Source organism: Bradyrhizobium sp. KZN70725 (genome assembly GCF_055264925.1).
Genome location: NZ_JBUYWT010000070.1, coordinates 1 through 15,774 on the forward strand (window position 1 = coordinate 1; position 15,774 = coordinate 15,774).

Here is a 15,774-nt window from a genome sequence, read left to right on the forward strand (position 1 = left end):
CCGTCGAGCCGATATCCCCAGAAGCATCGAAATCCTCGTGCCGCCAGAGAACTTGCCGATCCTAAGCTGGCTCGGTATCAAACCGTCAAAATCACTGTGACGAGCCACTAGGGCAATTTGCCCAACTGCGACGCATGCCCAGATGTGGGTCAATGCATGGACATTAGAGCTGGAAAAGCTCTAAGAAGAAGCAGTCATTCCGGTCAGGTTCCGCTTTCTGGGTTTGCCGATGGATTACAGCCAGTTCTTCAATACCGCCCTCAACCGCCTGCACGACGAGCGGCGCTACCGGGTGTTTGCCGACCTCGAACGGATCGCGGGCCGCTTCCCGCACGCCACCTGGCATTCGCCGAAGGGCAACCGCAACGTCGTGATCTGGTGCTCCAACGACTATCTCGGCATGGGCCAGCATCCCAAGGTGGTCGGTGCCATGGTCGAGACCGCGACCCGCGTCGGCACCGGCGCCGGCGGCACCCGCAACATCGCGGGCACCCATCATCCGCTGGTGCAGCTCGAGGCGGAACTCGCCGACCTCCACGGCAAGGAAGCCTCGCTGCTGTTTACCTCGGGCTATGTCTCGAACCAGACCGGCATCTCGACGCTCGCCAAGCTGATCCCGAACTGCCTGATCCTGTCGGACGCGCTGAACCACAATTCGATGATCGAAGGCGTGCGCCAGGCCGGCTGCGAACGCCAGATATTCCGCCACAACGACGTCGCGCATCTCGAGGAGCTCTTGATCGCCGCCGGTCCCGACCGGCCGAAGCTGATCGTCTGCGAGAGCCTTTATTCGATGGACGGCGACGTCGCACCGCTCGGCAAGATCTGCGATCTCGCCGAGCAATACGGCGCCATGACCTATCTCGACGAAGTGCATGCGGTCGGCATGTACGGCCCGCGTGGCGGCGGCATCGCCGAGCGCGACGGCGTGATGCACCGGATCGATATCGTCGAGGGCACGCTGGCAAAAGCCTTTGGCTGCCTCGGCGGCTACATCGCGGGCCGCGCCGAGGTCATCGACGCGGTGCGCTCCTATGCGCCGGGCTTCATCTTCACCACCGCGCTGCCGCCGGCGATCTGCTCGGCCGCGACGGCTGCGATCCGGCACCTGAAGACCTCGAACTGGGAGCGCGAGCGCCACCAGGACCGTGCCGCCCGCACCAAGGCGATCCTGACCGCCGCCGGCCTGCCGGTCATGTCGAGCGACACCCATATCGTGCCGCTGTTCGTCGGCGATCCCGAGAAGTGCAAGCGGGCCTCCGACCTGCTGCTCGAGGACCACGGCATCTACATCCAGCCGATCAACTATCCGACGGTCGCCAAGGGCACCGAGCGGCTGCGCATCACGCCCTCGCCCTACCATGACGACGGCCTGATCGACGCGCTGGCCGAGGCGCTGCTCCAGGTCTGGGACCGGCTCGGCCTGCCCCTGCACCAGAAGTCGCTGGCCGCCGAGTAACCCTATCCGCTTCCGACCCCGAATTTGGGCCGGCCGTGCATCGCGCGGCCGGTCCTTTGCGTTATAATCCTGACAACCGGCCCTTCCCCAGCGGCCGGGACAGGAGATGAGCAGCGATGCTGCACGACTGGGGCGTAATCGCCACGGCGTTCGCCTACATCGGATTGTTGTTCTTCATTGCCAGCCGCGGCGACCGCAGCTCGCCGGGCGAGCGCGGCCGCGCCAGCCAGTGGATCTATCCGCTGTCGCTGGCGATCTACTGCACCTCCTGGACCTTCTTCGGCTCGGTCGGCTTCGCCACCCGCACCAGCATCGACTTCCTGGCGATCTATGTCGGCCCGATCGTGATGGTCGGATTGTGCACGCCGCTGCTGCGCCGGGTGATCGCGCTCGCCAAGTCGCAGAACATCACCTCGATCGCCGACTTCATCGCCGCGCGCTACGGCAAGAGCCAGGCGGTGGCGGCGACCGTGGCACTGATCGCGATCATCGGCTCGGTGCCCTACATCGCGCTGCAGCTCAAGGCGGTGGCGGCGTCGCTGGAGACCATCCTGAGCGAGGACCAGGCGTTCTCGAAAATCCCCGTGATCGGCGACATCGCGCTGATGGTCACGCTGGCGATGGCGGTGTTCGCGGTGCTGTTCGGCACCCGCCACACCGACGCGACCGAGCACCAGCACGGCCTGATCCTCGCGATCGCGGCCGAGTCCATCGTCAAGCTGGTCGCCTTCATCGCCGCCGGCGCTTTCGTCACCTTCTGGATGTTCTCGCCGGTCGAGCTCTACGAGCGCGCCCTGAAGACGCCGGAGGCGGTGCGCGCGATCGAATATGTCCCGTCGATCGGCAATTTCCTGATCATGACGCTGCTGTCGTTCTGCGCGGTCATGCTGCTGCCGCGCCAGTTCCATGTCAGCGTGGTGGAGAATTCGACGCCCGCCGAAGTCACCCGGGCGCGCTGGCTGTTCCCGCTCTACCTCATCGCCATCAACCTGTTCGTGATTCCGATCGCGATCGCAGGCCTCGTCATCTTCCCGTTCGGCGCGGTCGATGCCGACATGTTCGTGCTGGCGCTGCCGATCGAGGGCAATTCGCAATTGCTCAGCCTCGCCGTGTTCGTCGGCGGGCTGTCGGCGGCGACCGCGATGGTGATCGTCGAATGCGTCGCGCTGTCGATCATGGTCTCCAACGACATCGTGCTGCCGCTGGTCTTGCCGCGCAGCGACGACGCCAGCGCCGGCCAGAAGGACTTTGGCGATTTCCTGCTGAAGGCGCGCCGCTTCTCGATCTTCGCCATCATGGTGTTGGCGTATTTCTACTATCGCGCGCTCGGCAACACCCAGCTGGTCGCGATCGGCCTGCTGTCGTTTGCCGCGATCACCCAGCTGGCGCCGGCGTTCTTCGGCGGCCTGTTCTGGCGCAGAGCCACCGCACGCGGCGCCATGGCGGGCATGCTGGTCGGCTTCGCGACGTGGCTCTACACGCTGTTCATCCCGAGCTTCCTGGAAACCTCGACCACCGGCCTGATGCTGCTGCAGCACGGGCCGTTCGGGATCGAGGCGTTGCGGCCGCAGGCGCTGTTCGGCGCCGACCTGCCGCCGCTGCTGCACGGCGTGCTGTGGAGCCTTGCGCTCAACATCCTCACCTATGTGCTGTTCTCGCTGGCGCGCGCGCCGTCCTCGATCGAGTTGTTGCAGGCCGACGTGTTCGTGCCCAACGCGCTGGCCCCGATCGCGCCCAGCTTCCGGCGCTGGCGCACCACGGTGACGGTGGAGGATATCCAGAGCACGGTGACGCAATATCTCGGCCCCGACCGCACCCGCGAGGCCTTCGCCTCCTTCGCCGTCGACCGCAACATCGTGCTGCTGGCGTCGGCTCCGGCCGATTTCGAGTTGCTGCAGCATGCCGAGCGGTTGATCGCCTCCTCGATCGGGGCCGCGTCCTCGCGCCTTGTGATGTCGCTGCTGCTGCAACGGCGCACGGTGTCGGCCAAGGCCGCGCTGAAACTGCTCGACGACTCCCACGCCGCCCTGCACTTCAACCGCGAGATCCTGCAGACCGCGCTCAATCACGTGCGCCAGGGCATCGCGGTGTTCGACGCCGATCTGCAGCTGATCTGTTCCAACCGCCAGTTCTCCGAATTGCTGGGGCTGCCGCAGCATCTGGTGCAGCTCGGCATCCCGCTGTCCGAGATCCTCGAATTCATGGGCGCGATCAGTCCGCCCACGGCCGGCGACGCCGACAGCCTGCTGCAGGCCCGCCTGCGCGCCTACACCACCGAGGGCGAGCCTTATCTGGAACGCTTCACCGACCGCCATCTGGTGATCGAGGTGCGTGCCAACCGCATGCCGGGCGGCGGGCTCGTCATCACCTTCTCCGACGTCACGCCGAGCTTCGAGGCGGCGGAAGCGCTGGAGCGCGCCAACGCGACGCTGGAAAAGCGGGTGCGCGACCGCACCGAGGAGCTGACGCGGCTGAATTCGGAGCTCGCGCTCGCCAAGGGCATCGCGGAAGACGCCAACGCCTCGAAGACACGCTTCCTTGCGGCCGCCAGCCACGACATCCTGCAGCCGCTCAATGCGGCGCGCCTCTACGTCACGAGCCTGGTCGAGCGCCAGAACGGCGGCGAGGATTCGCGCCTGGTCGAGAACATCGACGACTCGCTCGAGGCGATCGAGGACATCCTGGGCGCGCTGCTCGACATTTCCAGGCTCGATGCCGGCGCCATGACGCCGGCGATCACGAGCTTCCGGATGGCCGACCTGATGCGCTCGCTGGAGATCGAGTTCATGCCGATCGCCCGCGACAAGGGCCTCGACCTGCGCTTCGTGCCGTGCTCGCTGCCGGTCGAATCCGACCGCTCGCTGCTGCGCCGGCTGCTGCAGAACTTCATCTCCAACGCGATCAAATATACCCCGCGCGGCCGCGTCTTGATCGGCTGCCGCCGCCGCGGCACCACGCTCCAGATCAGCATCTTCGACACCGGCGTCGGCATTCCCGTGCAGAAGCGCGGCGAGATCTTCAAGGAGTTCCACCGCCTCGAGCAGGGCGCCCGGATCGCCCGCGGCCTCGGCCTCGGCCTGTCGATCGTCGAGCGGCTGGCGCGGGTGCTCAACCACCGCATCGCGATCTCGGCCAATGTCAGCGGCGGCTCGGCGTTCTCGGTCACCGTGCCGGTCGCGACCGCGGTCAACCATACTGCGGCCGTCACCACCGCGACGCCGCTGTCGAAGACGCCGATGAGCGGCTCGCTGATTGTCTGCATCGAGAACGATCCCGCCATCCTCGACGGCATGAAGACGCTGCTGACGGCGTGGGACGCCGAGGTGATCGCGGTGCTCGACGCCGACGGCGCGATCAGCGCGATCGAGGCCGCCGGTGGCCGCGTCACCGGCGTCCTGGTCGACTACCATCTCGACCGCGGCAACGGCGTCGCCGCGATCCGCGAGATCCGCCGCCGCTTCGGCGACGGCATTCCGGCGATCCTGATCACCGCCGACCGCAGCCCTGCGGTGCGCGCCGCCGCGCGCGAGGAAAACATCGCGGTGCTGAACAAGCCGGTGAAACCCGCCTCGCTGCGCGCCTTACTCGGACAATGGCGCACCCAGCAGATGGTGGCGGCGGAGTAGCGCGCCGCGGCGCAATCCGGGCGCGCATCTCGCATTGGATCATGATGCGACTGGATCGAATCGCATCATGAAGGCACGGCAAAGACACGGCGCTCCCTCCCGCAAGCGCGAGAGGTGAAGCGAGCCTGCGCAGTGGCCGGCTCAACCGAAAATCACATGCTCCAGCAAGATCGCCAAGCGTCGGGTTAGTTCGGCCCCATTCCGGCCGACGCCGGGTGCCCTGGCACCTGAAAGCGCTTGCCTGTGTCGGTGACGTTGGTTCCGTCGACCTTGAGGATCGAGAAATCCTGGCTGAGGTAGTTCCCGACCAGGATGTATTTTCCGTCAGGCGTGAAGACCGCGGCCTCAGGCAGTCCGCCGACTTCGATATCTCCGGTCTTGGTCACTTTCTTGCCGTCGATCTTCAGGACCGAGACGCTGCCGTTCTTCTCATGGAAGAACGCATTCTTCATGTTCGAGCCGCGCAGGATCACCGAGACTGCGAGATCCCCCTTCGGACTGACGCCAAGCCCCTCCGGTCCATCGCCGACCACCACGCGATCGATGATGCGCGGCGGCTTCGCTTCGAGATCGATGACGCTGGCCGTGTCGACGCTGCCGTCCGACGCGCCTGAGTTGCCATTGTCCGACGTCAACGCGATCTTGCTGTTCGGGGTCACTGCCACATTGTAAGGCCATTGGCCGGTCGGCAGGTCTATCTTGGTGTAGGTGACTTTGTCGCCGGCGATATCGAGCACCGATATCTTGTGCCCGGGAAAACGCGCGACCAGCGCGTGCTTGCCGTCTGGCGCGAACGCGACATGTGCGACACTGTCTGGCATCGATATCGTGTCGGTGATCTTGACGTCAGTGCCGTTGACCGAAAGCACGCTGATCGAATTGTCCCCGCGGTTGGCAACCAACGCCATCTTGCCATCGGGACTGAAGCTCAACCCTGATGGCTGCTTTCCGCCGGCAATGGTCGCTGCCAGCTTGGGCGGGGTCGCCTTGAGATCGATCACATAGATCTTGTTATCCGGCACCTGCTTCAGAGCGTCGCCTTCCTTCACCACGTCGACCGAATCCGCGACCAGCGCCACGGTTCCGGTCGGATCGATAGCGACGTTGACCGGGGGGCCGACTACCGAGTTCTTCAATGGGAGAGAGGCCGCAATCTTCGGGTTCTCGGGATCGGCGAGATCGATGATCAGCACTTGATCCTTGCCGGGCGCGGACAGCACCGGCTTGCCGTCGTCGTCCCACAACAGCTTCTCGTCCAGGCCGACGATCATGAAGGGCTTGCCCTGAGCGCAATTGAAAGAGCTGGTACCGAGAAGGATTGCCGCAGCCAGAGATAGTCCGGCGATGCGAGTGACGGAAATCATGGCGTTCTCCCCAAAAGCACGCGGCCTCTCACGGGCCGGCGCCGGACAGGATACTCGGTTTTCGACCGATGCGCAGTCTGAATGGGATCTGGATGGCTTCGCGAAAGCGTGCCATCGGGCGCGCTTTCGCGCCACCCGCCGGCTCGCAATGCCGTGGCCCGAGCCCGGAAATCACAGCTGGAGTTGCTCGGGACTACGTCGGCGGCGTGCCCTGGCGCCATTGGCCGCCGGCGATCTTGGCGGCGGCGATCACGGCTTGGGTGCGGCTTTCGACGCCGAGCTTCTGCAGGATCGCCGAGACATGGGCCTTGATGGTCGCTTCGGAAACGCCGAGCTCGTAGGCGATCTGCTTGTTGAGCAGCCCCTCGGACAGCATCATCAGCACCCGCACCTGCTGCGGGGTCAGCGTCACCAGCCGGTCGCGCAGCCGCGTCATGTCGGGATCGCCGGCCGCCGACAGATCGGTGTCCGGCGGCACCCAGACGTCGCCCTCCATCACCTTCATGATGGCATCCCGCAGCGTCTCGACGCCGAAGCGCTTGGGGATGAAACCGGAAGCGCCAAAGTCGAGCGAGCGGCGGATGGTCCCGGCATCGTCACTGGCGGATACGATCACCACCGGGATCGCCGGATACTGCGCCCGCAGATAGATCAGGCCGGAGAAACCGCTGATCCCCGGCATGCTCAGGTCCAGCAGGATCAGGTCGACCTCGGAGTCCCGCTCCAGCAGCGCGGTCAGATCCTCGAACGATCCGGCCTCGCTGATCGTGGCCGAACTCACGACGCTCGACACCGCCTGACGCAACGCATCGCGGAACAGCGGATGGTCGTCGGCGATGACAAGATGAGTATTGGCAGCAGCAGTCATCTCAGTCCCACAAGCGGGCTTTAGGCAAACCCGCGTCGCTCGGTTTTCGCCCGCGCGGCACTATCACGCAAGCGCTTGATAATACCAGATGCCAACGCGGTTAACCCGCGCAGCTTGTGCGCCGCAATAGACGCCTGCGGAGGCGTTCCATCCTACTCTTCCTTCAGAAGATAGGTTCGATCCTGAAAAGGCCAAAAGTCTTATTGGGGCGGGTTTCACTGCGATGTTACCTTCATCTCAAGCCGAGGGCCTATTCGGGCCTCACCCGCCAGCCGGGGGCGAGCATGGCAGCAATATTTCGGGGGGAGCAATCCAGATGTCCACTATGACTGCAACTTCGGCGCGGCCCGCCGGCATGACAAAGGATGAGCGTTTCGTCATCCTCGCGTCGTCGCTCGGTACCGTGTTCGAGTGGTACGACTTCTATCTCTACGGTTCGCTGGCCGGCATCATCGGCGCGCAGTTCTTCTCGGACTATCCGCCGGCGACCCGCGACATCTTCGCGTTGCTGGCATTCGCCGCGGGCTTCCTGGTGCGCCCGTTCGGCGCGATCGTGTTCGGCCGGGTCGGCGACATCGTCGGCCGCAAATACACCTTCCTCGTCACCATCCTGATCATGGGTCTGTCGACCTTCATCGTCGGCCTGTTGCCCAACGCCAAGACCATCGGCATCGCGGCGCCGATCATCCTGATCTCGCTGCGCCTGCTGCAGGGCCTCGCGCTCGGCGGCGAATATGGCGGTGCCGCGACCTATGTCGCTGAGCATGCCCCGCCCGGCAAGCGCGGCTACTACACCTCGTTCATCCAGACCACGGCAACGCTTGGACTGTTCCTGTCGCTGCTGGTGATCCTGTTCACGCGAACCCTCACCGGCGAAAAGGACTTCGCCGACTGGGGCTGGCGCATTCCATTCCTGGTGTCGGTGCTGCTGCTCGGCATCTCGGTCTGGATCCGGCTGCGGCTGAACGAATCGCCGGTGTTCCAGCGGATGAAGGAGGAGGGCAAGACCTCCAAAGCGCCGCTGACCGAGGCCTTCGCGACCTGGAGCAACGCCAAGATCGTGATCCTCGCGCTGCTCGGCCTGACCATGGGCCAGGCGGTGATCTGGTACACGGGCCAGTTCTACGCGCTGTTCTTCCTGCAATCGATCCTGAAGGTCGACGGCTACACCGCCAACCTCTTGATCGCCTGGTCTCTGTTGCTCGGCACCGGCTTCTTCCTGGTGTTCGGCGCGCTGTCGGACAAGATCGGCCGCAAGCCGATCATCCTGGCCGGCTGCCTGATCGGCGCACTCACGCTGTTCCCGATCTTCAAGATGATCACGACCAACGCCAATCCGGCGCTGGAGAAGGCCTATGAGACGGTCAAGGTGCAGGTGGTTGCGGATCCGGCCGGCTGCGGCGATCTGTTCAATCCGGTCGGCACCCGCGTCTTCAGCGCGCCTTGCGACACCGCCCGCGCCTTCCTGGCCCAATCGTCGGTGAAATATTCGACGGTGCCGGGCCCGGCCGGCTCGCCGGTGAAGATCCTGATCAACGACAAGGAAGTGCCGTATACGGACGCCAAGACGTCGAACCCCGCAATCCTCGCGGCGGTGCAGGCGGCGGGCTATCCGAAGCCGGGTGACGCCGGCATCGTGAAGATGTCGCACCCGTTCGATGTCTTCCGTCCGCAGGTGGCCGCGGTCATCGGCCTGCTGTTCATCCTGGTGCTCTACGTCACCATGGTCTACGGCCCGATCGCCGCCATGCTGGTCGAACTGTTCCCGACCCGCATCCGCTACACCTCGATGTCGCTGCCCTATCATATCGGCAACGGCTGGTTCGGCGGCCTGCTCCCGGCGACCGCGTTCGCGATCACCGCCTCGACCGGCGACATCTACTCCGGTCTCTGGTATCCGGTCATCTTCGCCGCAATCACCGTCGTGGTCGGCGCGCTGTTCATTCCGGAAACCAAGGACGTCGACATCACCAAGACCTGACCGTCGACATCGCGATCAGAATGCATCGGCCGCGGAGCGATCCGTGGCCGATGTCATTTGGAGGCCGCGTCTTAAAAGACAGGTCGCGCGCGTCAGCGCGTGGCGCCGATGAATTGCAGCACGATCTCGCGCCGGTGCGGACGGGCGCGATGCTCGATCAGATAGATGCCCTGCCAGGTGCCGAGCGCCATCTGACCGTCGAGCACGGGGACCTGCAGCGAGGTCGCCGTCAGCATGGTCTTGATGTGCGCCGGCATGTCGTCAGGGCCTTCGGTGTCGTGACGCCAGCCGCCGTCTTCGGGCGCTGCGCGGTCGAGCGCCGTCTTCAGATCGACCAGCACGGTCGGATCGGCATTCTCCTGGATCGTCAGCGAGGCCGAGGTGTGGCGGATGAACAGCGTGACCACACCCTCGCCGGCACGCGCCTCGCGCAGGAATTTGGCGACCTCGCGCGTGATGTCGGTAAAGCCGGCGCCCGACGTTTCGACCGCCAGGCGCGACGACACGATGCTGGTTGCCGCGACGGAGGATGGCGCCGAGTGCGTGATGGTCCTCGATGAGTTCATCTGTAACTCTCACTATGTCGTCCCGGCGAAGGCCGGGACCCATACTCCGCGGCCCCTCAGTTACGAAGATTTGGAGTTGCCAGCTTAGCCACCCAACTCCCAGCGGTGGTTATGGGTCCCGGCTCCCGTGCGCAATTGCGCACTAGGCCGGGACGACGCTGGAGAGACAGCGCCAGCACAACATCAAATCTTGCCGCCATTGACGTCGCGCTGCACGCGGTTGGCCATTTCGATCAGTCGCCGCCAGGCCCGCTCCACGAACGACATCATGCGATCCATGTCGCGGTCGCTCGGCAGCGGGATCTCGATCTTGCGCTCGCCCTCGGCGACCTTCGGCTCGGTCTTGGGCTCCGGCTTCTTCAGCTGATCGGATTTCGGCAACGCTTCGTCGGTCTTGGCCGACGGTGCGCGCGCGGCGAGCTCATCCTTGAGCTTGTCATTGTCGGCTTGCAGGCGCCCGATCTCGGCATCCAGCGCCGCCCGCTCGTCCGGCACCATGTAACAGGCCCAGCCGGCGCTGGAATTGGTGCAGGTCGACACCGCGCCGGTGCGCGTGTCGAGCCGCAGGAAACCATCGCCGGCGGGTGATAAGGCGTAGCGGCCATTCTCGGTGTCCGGCACGGTTTGCGCGATCGCCGCGCCGCCGCTTGCGATCAGGATGGCAGCAATTGCGATGGACAATTTCGACGGTGACATCGCGATGGGCATGGCTTGCTCCGCCTCAACCTGATTCCTGCCCTAGACCACAGAGCTATAGGGCTTGCGGCCTGACTTCAACGCGTCTTCAAGCAATTCGATCCGGTCCTGGCCCCAGAACACCTCGCCATCGAGCACATATCCGGGCGAGCCGAACACGTCGGCGTCCAATGCATTCTGGCGATTCTGCTCATAGGCCGCGCTGATCGCTTCAGTGCTCGAGCGCTCGACCAGCTGCCGGCCGGGCAAACCGGCATCGTCGGCGAGCTTCACCAGCGTCGCAGGATCAGCAAGATTAAGCTGCTGCTCCCACACCGCGGGATAGGCCCGTTGCAAGAACGGCTCGGGGTCGAGGCCGGCCTCGAGCATCGCGATCACCACGCCATCGGCAAGGCGCCCGTTGAACGGCCAGTTGGCCGGCTGCAAATGAAAATTCAGTCCGCGCTTGTCGCGCCAGCGCTGCAACTCGATCATCCGATAGCGCTGCCGCACCGGATGGCGCTTGGCGAGCGGCAGTCCGCCGGTCTCGGAGAACAGATCGACCAGCAGCACAGGCCGGTAATTTACCTTGAGATCGTAAGTGCTTACGAGTCGAACGAAGGGCTTGTGGCCGATATAGGCCCAGGGGGATTGCAGCGAGAAGTAGTAATCGATCTGGCGCGACATGCGGAACCTGACTGCGTGAGAGGACGGGACTTTCGGCGATCCCAGCAGAGCGGGAATAGCCACGCAATATCGCTCAATGCCACGCAAGCTGTTGCACTGCGATCACTGCGTCACTCTGACCTTGAATATCTCCAAATAAAACCAGCAGAATCAAAGCAATAACTGGTTACGACGCAATCTTGACTTGATTAGACGCGGTAAGTATGGTCCGCGCGGCTTTTGACGGGGACGGGCGCAATTTCCATCATCCGCGGCATCGGTTAGTGTTTCCAGCATGGCTGAGAACACCAACGACGGCGCAAATGGAAGTCGCGATCAATCGCCTCCTGACGAAGCTGCGCTTTCCGCAAGGCTCGGAAGTCTCGATCATCGGTTGTCAGAAATTCGCGACAGCCGCAGGAGCAAGACTGATCAATCCGGTAATGAAAGCGGGGACAGTGCGGCCAGAGCTTCGGCTATGGCGCTCGGTTTTCGTCTTTCCTCGGAGCTGATCGCGGGCGTTGCCGTCGGAGCGGCGATTGGCTGGGGGTTCGACCGTTTGCTGTCGACGTCGCCATTCGGCTTCATCGTGTTAACGCTGCTCGGCTTCGTCGCCGGGGTGGTCAACGTGGTGAGGTCCGCGGGCGTGGCCTCGGGCAAGCGCTGAGCGCTGGCGGGAAGTCACGACATTTGAAATTCGATTACCGGCACGATAGCCGGTGGACCAAGAGCCGCGCGGATGAAAATCGACCCGATCCACCAGTTCAATATCGAGCCCCTCTTCACGCTCGGCCACATCGGCAATCACACGATCGCCTTCACCAATTCCTCGCTCTTCATGCTCATCGCGGTGCTGCTGATTGCGCTGCTGATGCTGGCGAGCGGCCGGGAACTGGTTCCGGGACGGCTGCAGTCGGTCGCCGAGATCTCCTACGAGTTCGTCGCCACCACGATTCGCAGCACGGCCGGCGCGGAAGGCATGAAGTTCTTCCCGCTGATCTTCTCGCTCTTCATGTTCCTCTGCGTCTCGAACCTGGTCGGCGTCATCCCCTACACCTTCACGATCGCGAGCCACCTGATCGTCACCGCGGCGCTCGCGCTTTTGGTGTTCTTCACCGTCCTGATCTACGGCGTCTACAAGAACGGCCTGAAATTCTTCAGCATCTTCGTCCCCCACGGCGTTCCGATCTACATCCTGCCGCTGGTCATGTTCATCGAGATCCTGTCGTTCTTCCTGCGGCCGGTCTCGCACAGCGTTCGTCTGTTCGCCAACATGCTGGCCGGCCACATCGCATTGAAGGTGTTCGCGGGCTTCGTCGCGATGCTCGGCTTCTCGCTGGGCGCGCTCGGCTGGGTCGGCGGCGTGCTGCCGCTGGCGCTCACGATTGCGCTGTATGCCCTCGAACTGCTGGTCGCGTTCCTGCAGGCCTACGTGTTCGCGATCCTGACCTGCATCTACCTCAACGACGCCATTCATCCGGGACACTAAGCGGTCCGGGGAATCTCCACCCACCAATCTGTCTATCTTTCTCAAGGAGCTACATATGGAACCGGCAGCAGCAAAACTTATCGGCGCGGGCATCGCGTGCATCGGCATGGGCGGCGCGGGCGTCGGCGTGGGCATCATCTTCGGCAACTACCTCGCCGCTGCGGTGCGTAACCCGTCGGCCGCTCAGGGCCAGTTCGGCAACCTGATCTTCGGCTTCGCCGTGACCGAAGCGCTCGGCATCTTCTCGCTGCTGATCGCGCTGCTCCTGCTGTTCGTTCCGCTCTGAGCGGCACGCCGGTTCCGCTCTGCGGTAACCCGGTTCCGCTTTGCGGTAACCTCTTCGCGCCGCCCAAGGTTCGTTCCAAGGGCGGCGCGCATGACAGCAACAGGAGAACACCATGGCTGAGAGTCATGGCGAGGCAAAAGGCCAGAAAGCCGGCGCCCACACCGAGACCGACGGCGGACATCACGGCGGAGCCTTTCCGCCGTTCGATTCGTCCAACTTCGCCTCGCAGCTGGTGTCGCTGGCGATTGCATTTGTCGCGCTCTACCTGATCGTGTCGCGTATCGCCCTGCCGCGCGTCGGCGGGACGATCGATGCACGTCAGAACAAGATCGAGGGCGATCTGGCCGAGGCGCAGAAGCTGAAGGACGAGTCCGACGCGGCGCTGAAGGCCTACGAGAGCGAACTGGCGAATGCGCGCGCCAACGCGCAGGCGATCGGCAACGAGACCCGCGAGAAGCTGAACGCGGCCTCGGAAGCCGAGCGCAAGGCGCTGGAAGAGAAGTTGGCGGCAAAGCTCGCCGACGCCGAGAAGCAGATCGCAACGACGAGGACCAACGCCATGAGCAACGTCCGCGGCATCGCGGCGGATGCGGCCGGCGCCATCGTCCAGCAACTTGCCGGCGTCACGCCGGACGCCAATGCGGTCAACAGCGCCGTCGACGCGTCGTTGAAGGGATAGACGATGTTTTACGAACCGGAAACCTGGGTTGCGATCGCCTTCGTCCTTCTGCTGGTCGTGTTCGGCTATCTCGGCGTCCATCGCACCCTGCTGACGGCGCTCGACCACCGCGCCGAGCGCATCAAGGCCGAGCTGGAAGACGCCCGCCGTCTGAAGGACGAGGCCAATAAGCTGCTCGGCGAGTACAAGGCGCGCCGCGCCAGCGCGGAGCGCGAGGCCGAGGAGATCATCTCCAACGCCAAGGCCGAAGCCGAGCGGATCGCGGCCGAGGCCAAGACCAAGATGGAAGATTTTGTCGCGCGGCGGACCAAGACCGCCGAGAGCAAGATCGCCCAGGCCGAGGCCCAGGCCGTGGCCGATGTCCGCGCCGCCGCGGCCAACGCCGCGGTGACGGCCGCCTCGACCATCCTGTCGCAGTCCGTCAAGGGCTCGGTTGCCGACGACCTCGTCGGCAAGGGCATCGCCGAAGTCCGCTCCAAGCTGAACTGACGCGATCTGAACTCCTTAAAAAAAGGCCGGCGCGAGCTCATCGCGCCGGCCTTTTGTTTTGTCCAAATTCGTCCGTTTGACGCGTTTTCTTCACGCGAACCGGCGTCCACTTCGCTCGAAAACGCGCTGTTACTTCTTCTTGTGCGGCGCGCGGGCCTTGGGCTCCGGCTTCAGGGCCTGCGGGTCGAAGCCGATATAGAAGATGTAATTGTCGTTGTCGGCCGGAGACGGCGCCGGATAGACGACGTCCTCGGCGACCAGGCTGAATGGCACGCTGCCGCTTTCGTCCATCTGCACCGTGGTGGTGTAGGCCTTGGTCATGATGGTCTTCTCGCCGACGCCGCCCTGCACCACGGCAACGCGCAGCGGCACCTGAATGCTCGGTGGCGCGCCCTGGGGACCGACAATGATCCGCCCCTGAATACCGATCTTGGCCGTGATCTGGCCGCTGTTCAGATTGCATTGCCGCGCCGTGCGCGTGATCGAGGCCAGGAACTTGACGTCGTTGCCGACCGCTTCCTTGCCGTTCGCGGCCACCGAATAGGTCGAGGCTCCGGAGCGGATCTGCACCGGCGGGCAGGTCAGTTCGGCGTCGGCATCGTTGAGCTGCTGCGGCGCTGCGGGCGTCGCCGGCTTGTCCTGGTCGGACGAGCCGCCGCCGAACAGGCTCTTGAAGCGGTCGCTCAGCGACTGCGCAGGAGCTGCCGAAGGCAACAAAGTGGCACCGAGACCGATCGATACCGCCGCTGCGAGCGCGAACCTGATCACCCGTTCACCCATCAATGTCCTCAAATTTCCCAACCGGGTTCCCTGTTTCGCGGCCGTTATAGCAAGGCAATGGCGGCGAACCCAAGGCATCGAAGGCGGCACCGCCGTCCGCAAAAAGGCTTACGGATCAGCCGCGGAAATCCTCGTGCAGCAGGCCGAACAGCAGGTGGTCCTGCCAGATCCCATTGATGCAGAGATAGCGCCGCGCCAGGCCCTCGCGGGTGAAGCCGCACTTCTCCAGCACGCGGATCGACGAGGCATTGGAGGGAATGCAGGCCGCCTCGATGCGGTGCAGATTGAGCTCGCCGAACAGCGAGGGCAGCAGCACCCGCAGCGCCGTCGTCATGTAGCCGCGATGGGCATGCGGCAGCCCGACCCAGTAGCCGATCGTGCCGGCCTGCACGATGCCGCGCCGGACATTGGCGAGCGTGATGCCGCCGATCATCACCCCGTCCGATTCGCGGAAAATGATGAACGGATAGGAGCGGTCGGCGGCGATGTCCTCGGTGTAGCGGCGCAGCCTGCGGCGGAAGCCGGCGCGGGTCAGGTCGTCGGAGGGCCAGATCGGTTCCCATGGCGTGAGATAGGCGCGGCTGAATTCGCGCAATTGCGCCCATTGCGGGAAATCCGACATCTGCGGCGCGCGCAGCAAGAGCCCGTGACCGCGCGGCATCAGTGCAGCGGGTCCATTGGACGGCAAACGAAACAGGGCCATGGCCCAACACTCCCCGCCACTTCTCCCTCGCCCCGTCCTTGCGGGGAGAGGGTCGGGGTGAGGGGTCTTACCGCAGATTCGGTCTTGCGGCTCTACCCCTCACCCGAAGCCTTCGGCCATAGCTGAGGCTCCGCCTCGGCGTA

The 15,774-nt window shown here is 64.4% G+C and carries 15 protein-coding genes; 8 read left to right on the forward strand and 7 right to left on the reverse strand.

The features are described 5' to 3' along the window. Positions 1–229 precede the first annotated feature (229 nt). Both hemA and ACZBJS_RS37050 read left to right on the forward strand, forming a co-directional pair. Positions 230–1,459: a 5-aminolevulinate synthase gene (hemA, locus tag ACZBJS_RS37045; RefSeq protein WP_316396643.1), complete on the forward strand. Its 1,230-nt coding sequence runs from the start codon at positions 230–232 to the stop codon at positions 1,457–1,459. A 116-nt stretch (positions 1,460–1,575) separates the two neighbouring features. Beyond that, positions 1,576–5,085 carry a PAS domain-containing hybrid sensor histidine kinase/response regulator gene (locus tag ACZBJS_RS37050; protein ID WP_253588727.1) on the forward strand — a complete coding sequence of 1,170 codons (3,510 nt, stop codon included), beginning with the start codon at positions 1,576–1,578 and terminating at the stop codon, positions 5,083–5,085. A 185-nt stretch (positions 5,086–5,270) separates the two neighbouring features. On the opposite strand, the gene ACZBJS_RS37055 is transcribed toward ACZBJS_RS37050, so the two are convergent. Further along, on the reverse strand, positions 5,271–6,449 hold the full coding sequence (locus tag ACZBJS_RS37055; protein WP_316396642.1) for a beta-propeller fold lactonase family protein: 1,179 nt from the start codon (positions 6,447–6,449) through the stop codon (positions 5,271–5,273). 193 nt (positions 6,450–6,642) lie between these two features. Next, positions 6,643–7,317 carry a response regulator gene (locus tag ACZBJS_RS37060; protein ID WP_057019436.1) on the reverse strand — a complete coding sequence of 225 codons (675 nt, stop codon included), beginning with the start codon at positions 7,315–7,317 and terminating at the stop codon, positions 6,643–6,645. A gap of 316 nt (positions 7,318–7,633) precedes the next feature. On the opposite strand from ACZBJS_RS37060, the gene ACZBJS_RS37065 reads away from it, so the two are divergent. Next, entirely contained in the window at positions 7,634–9,298 is a 1,665-nt protein-coding gene (locus ACZBJS_RS37065; protein ID WP_035631004.1) for an MFS transporter, read from the forward strand. A gap of 92 nt (positions 9,299–9,390) precedes the next feature. Here ACZBJS_RS37065 and ACZBJS_RS37070 read toward each other — a convergent pair whose 3' ends face one another. The 3 genes from ACZBJS_RS37070 to ACZBJS_RS37080 form a co-directional block, all read right to left on the reverse strand. Beyond that, positions 9,391–9,864 carry a secondary thiamine-phosphate synthase enzyme YjbQ gene (locus tag ACZBJS_RS37070; protein ID WP_076830936.1) on the reverse strand — a complete coding sequence of 158 codons (474 nt, stop codon included), beginning with the start codon at positions 9,862–9,864 and terminating at the stop codon, positions 9,391–9,393. Between the two features lie 183 nt (positions 9,865–10,047). Then, positions 10,048–10,572 (reverse strand): hypothetical protein, encoded by a 525-nt coding sequence (locus ACZBJS_RS37075; protein ID WP_057019438.1) that lies wholly within the window; start codon positions 10,570–10,572, stop codon positions 10,048–10,050. Positions 10,573–10,602: 30 nt separating this feature from the next. Then, positions 10,603–11,226, reverse strand: coding sequence for a 2-hydroxychromene-2-carboxylate isomerase (locus tag ACZBJS_RS37080; protein ID WP_057019439.1), 624 nt, complete (start codon positions 11,224–11,226; stop codon positions 10,603–10,605). A gap of 274 nt (positions 11,227–11,500) precedes the next feature. Between ACZBJS_RS37080 and ACZBJS_RS37085 the strand changes: the two genes are divergently transcribed. The 5 genes from ACZBJS_RS37085 to ACZBJS_RS37105 all read left to right on the forward strand — a co-directional run bounded on the left by ACZBJS_RS37085 (position 11,501) and on the right by ACZBJS_RS37105 (position 14,148). Beyond that, on the forward strand, positions 11,501–11,872 hold the full coding sequence (locus ACZBJS_RS37085; protein WP_028338953.1) for an AtpZ/AtpI family protein: 372 nt from the start codon (positions 11,501–11,503) through the stop codon (positions 11,870–11,872). 72 nt (positions 11,873–11,944) lie between these two features. Next, positions 11,945–12,694: a F0F1 ATP synthase subunit A gene (locus ACZBJS_RS37090; protein ID WP_016847053.1), complete on the forward strand. Its 750-nt coding sequence runs from the start codon at positions 11,945–11,947 to the stop codon at positions 12,692–12,694. A gap of 55 nt (positions 12,695–12,749) precedes the next feature. After that, the gene (locus ACZBJS_RS37095) at positions 12,750–12,980 is read left to right on the forward strand and encodes a F0F1 ATP synthase subunit C (protein ID WP_016847054.1); all 231 of its coding nucleotides are present in this window, start codon (positions 12,750–12,752) and stop codon (positions 12,978–12,980) included. Between the two features lie 112 nt (positions 12,981–13,092). Further along, on the forward strand, positions 13,093–13,659 hold the full coding sequence (locus tag ACZBJS_RS37100) for a F0F1 ATP synthase subunit B (protein ID WP_057019440.1): 567 nt from the start codon (positions 13,093–13,095) through the stop codon (positions 13,657–13,659). A 3-nt stretch (positions 13,660–13,662) separates the two neighbouring features. Next, positions 13,663–14,148: a F0F1 ATP synthase subunit B family protein gene (locus ACZBJS_RS37105; RefSeq protein WP_057019441.1), complete on the forward strand. Its 486-nt coding sequence runs from the start codon at positions 13,663–13,665 to the stop codon at positions 14,146–14,148. A 129-nt stretch (positions 14,149–14,277) separates the two neighbouring features. Here ACZBJS_RS37105 and ACZBJS_RS37110 read toward each other — a convergent pair whose 3' ends face one another. After that, positions 14,278–14,928 carry a hypothetical protein gene (locus tag ACZBJS_RS37110; RefSeq protein ID WP_057019442.1) on the reverse strand — a complete coding sequence of 217 codons (651 nt, stop codon included), beginning with the start codon at positions 14,926–14,928 and terminating at the stop codon, positions 14,278–14,280. A gap of 115 nt (positions 14,929–15,043) precedes the next feature. Beyond that, on the reverse strand, positions 15,044–15,631 hold the full coding sequence (locus ACZBJS_RS37115) for a GNAT family N-acetyltransferase (RefSeq protein WP_026191927.1): 588 nt from the start codon (positions 15,629–15,631) through the stop codon (positions 15,044–15,046). Positions 15,632–15,774 lie beyond the last annotated feature (143 nt).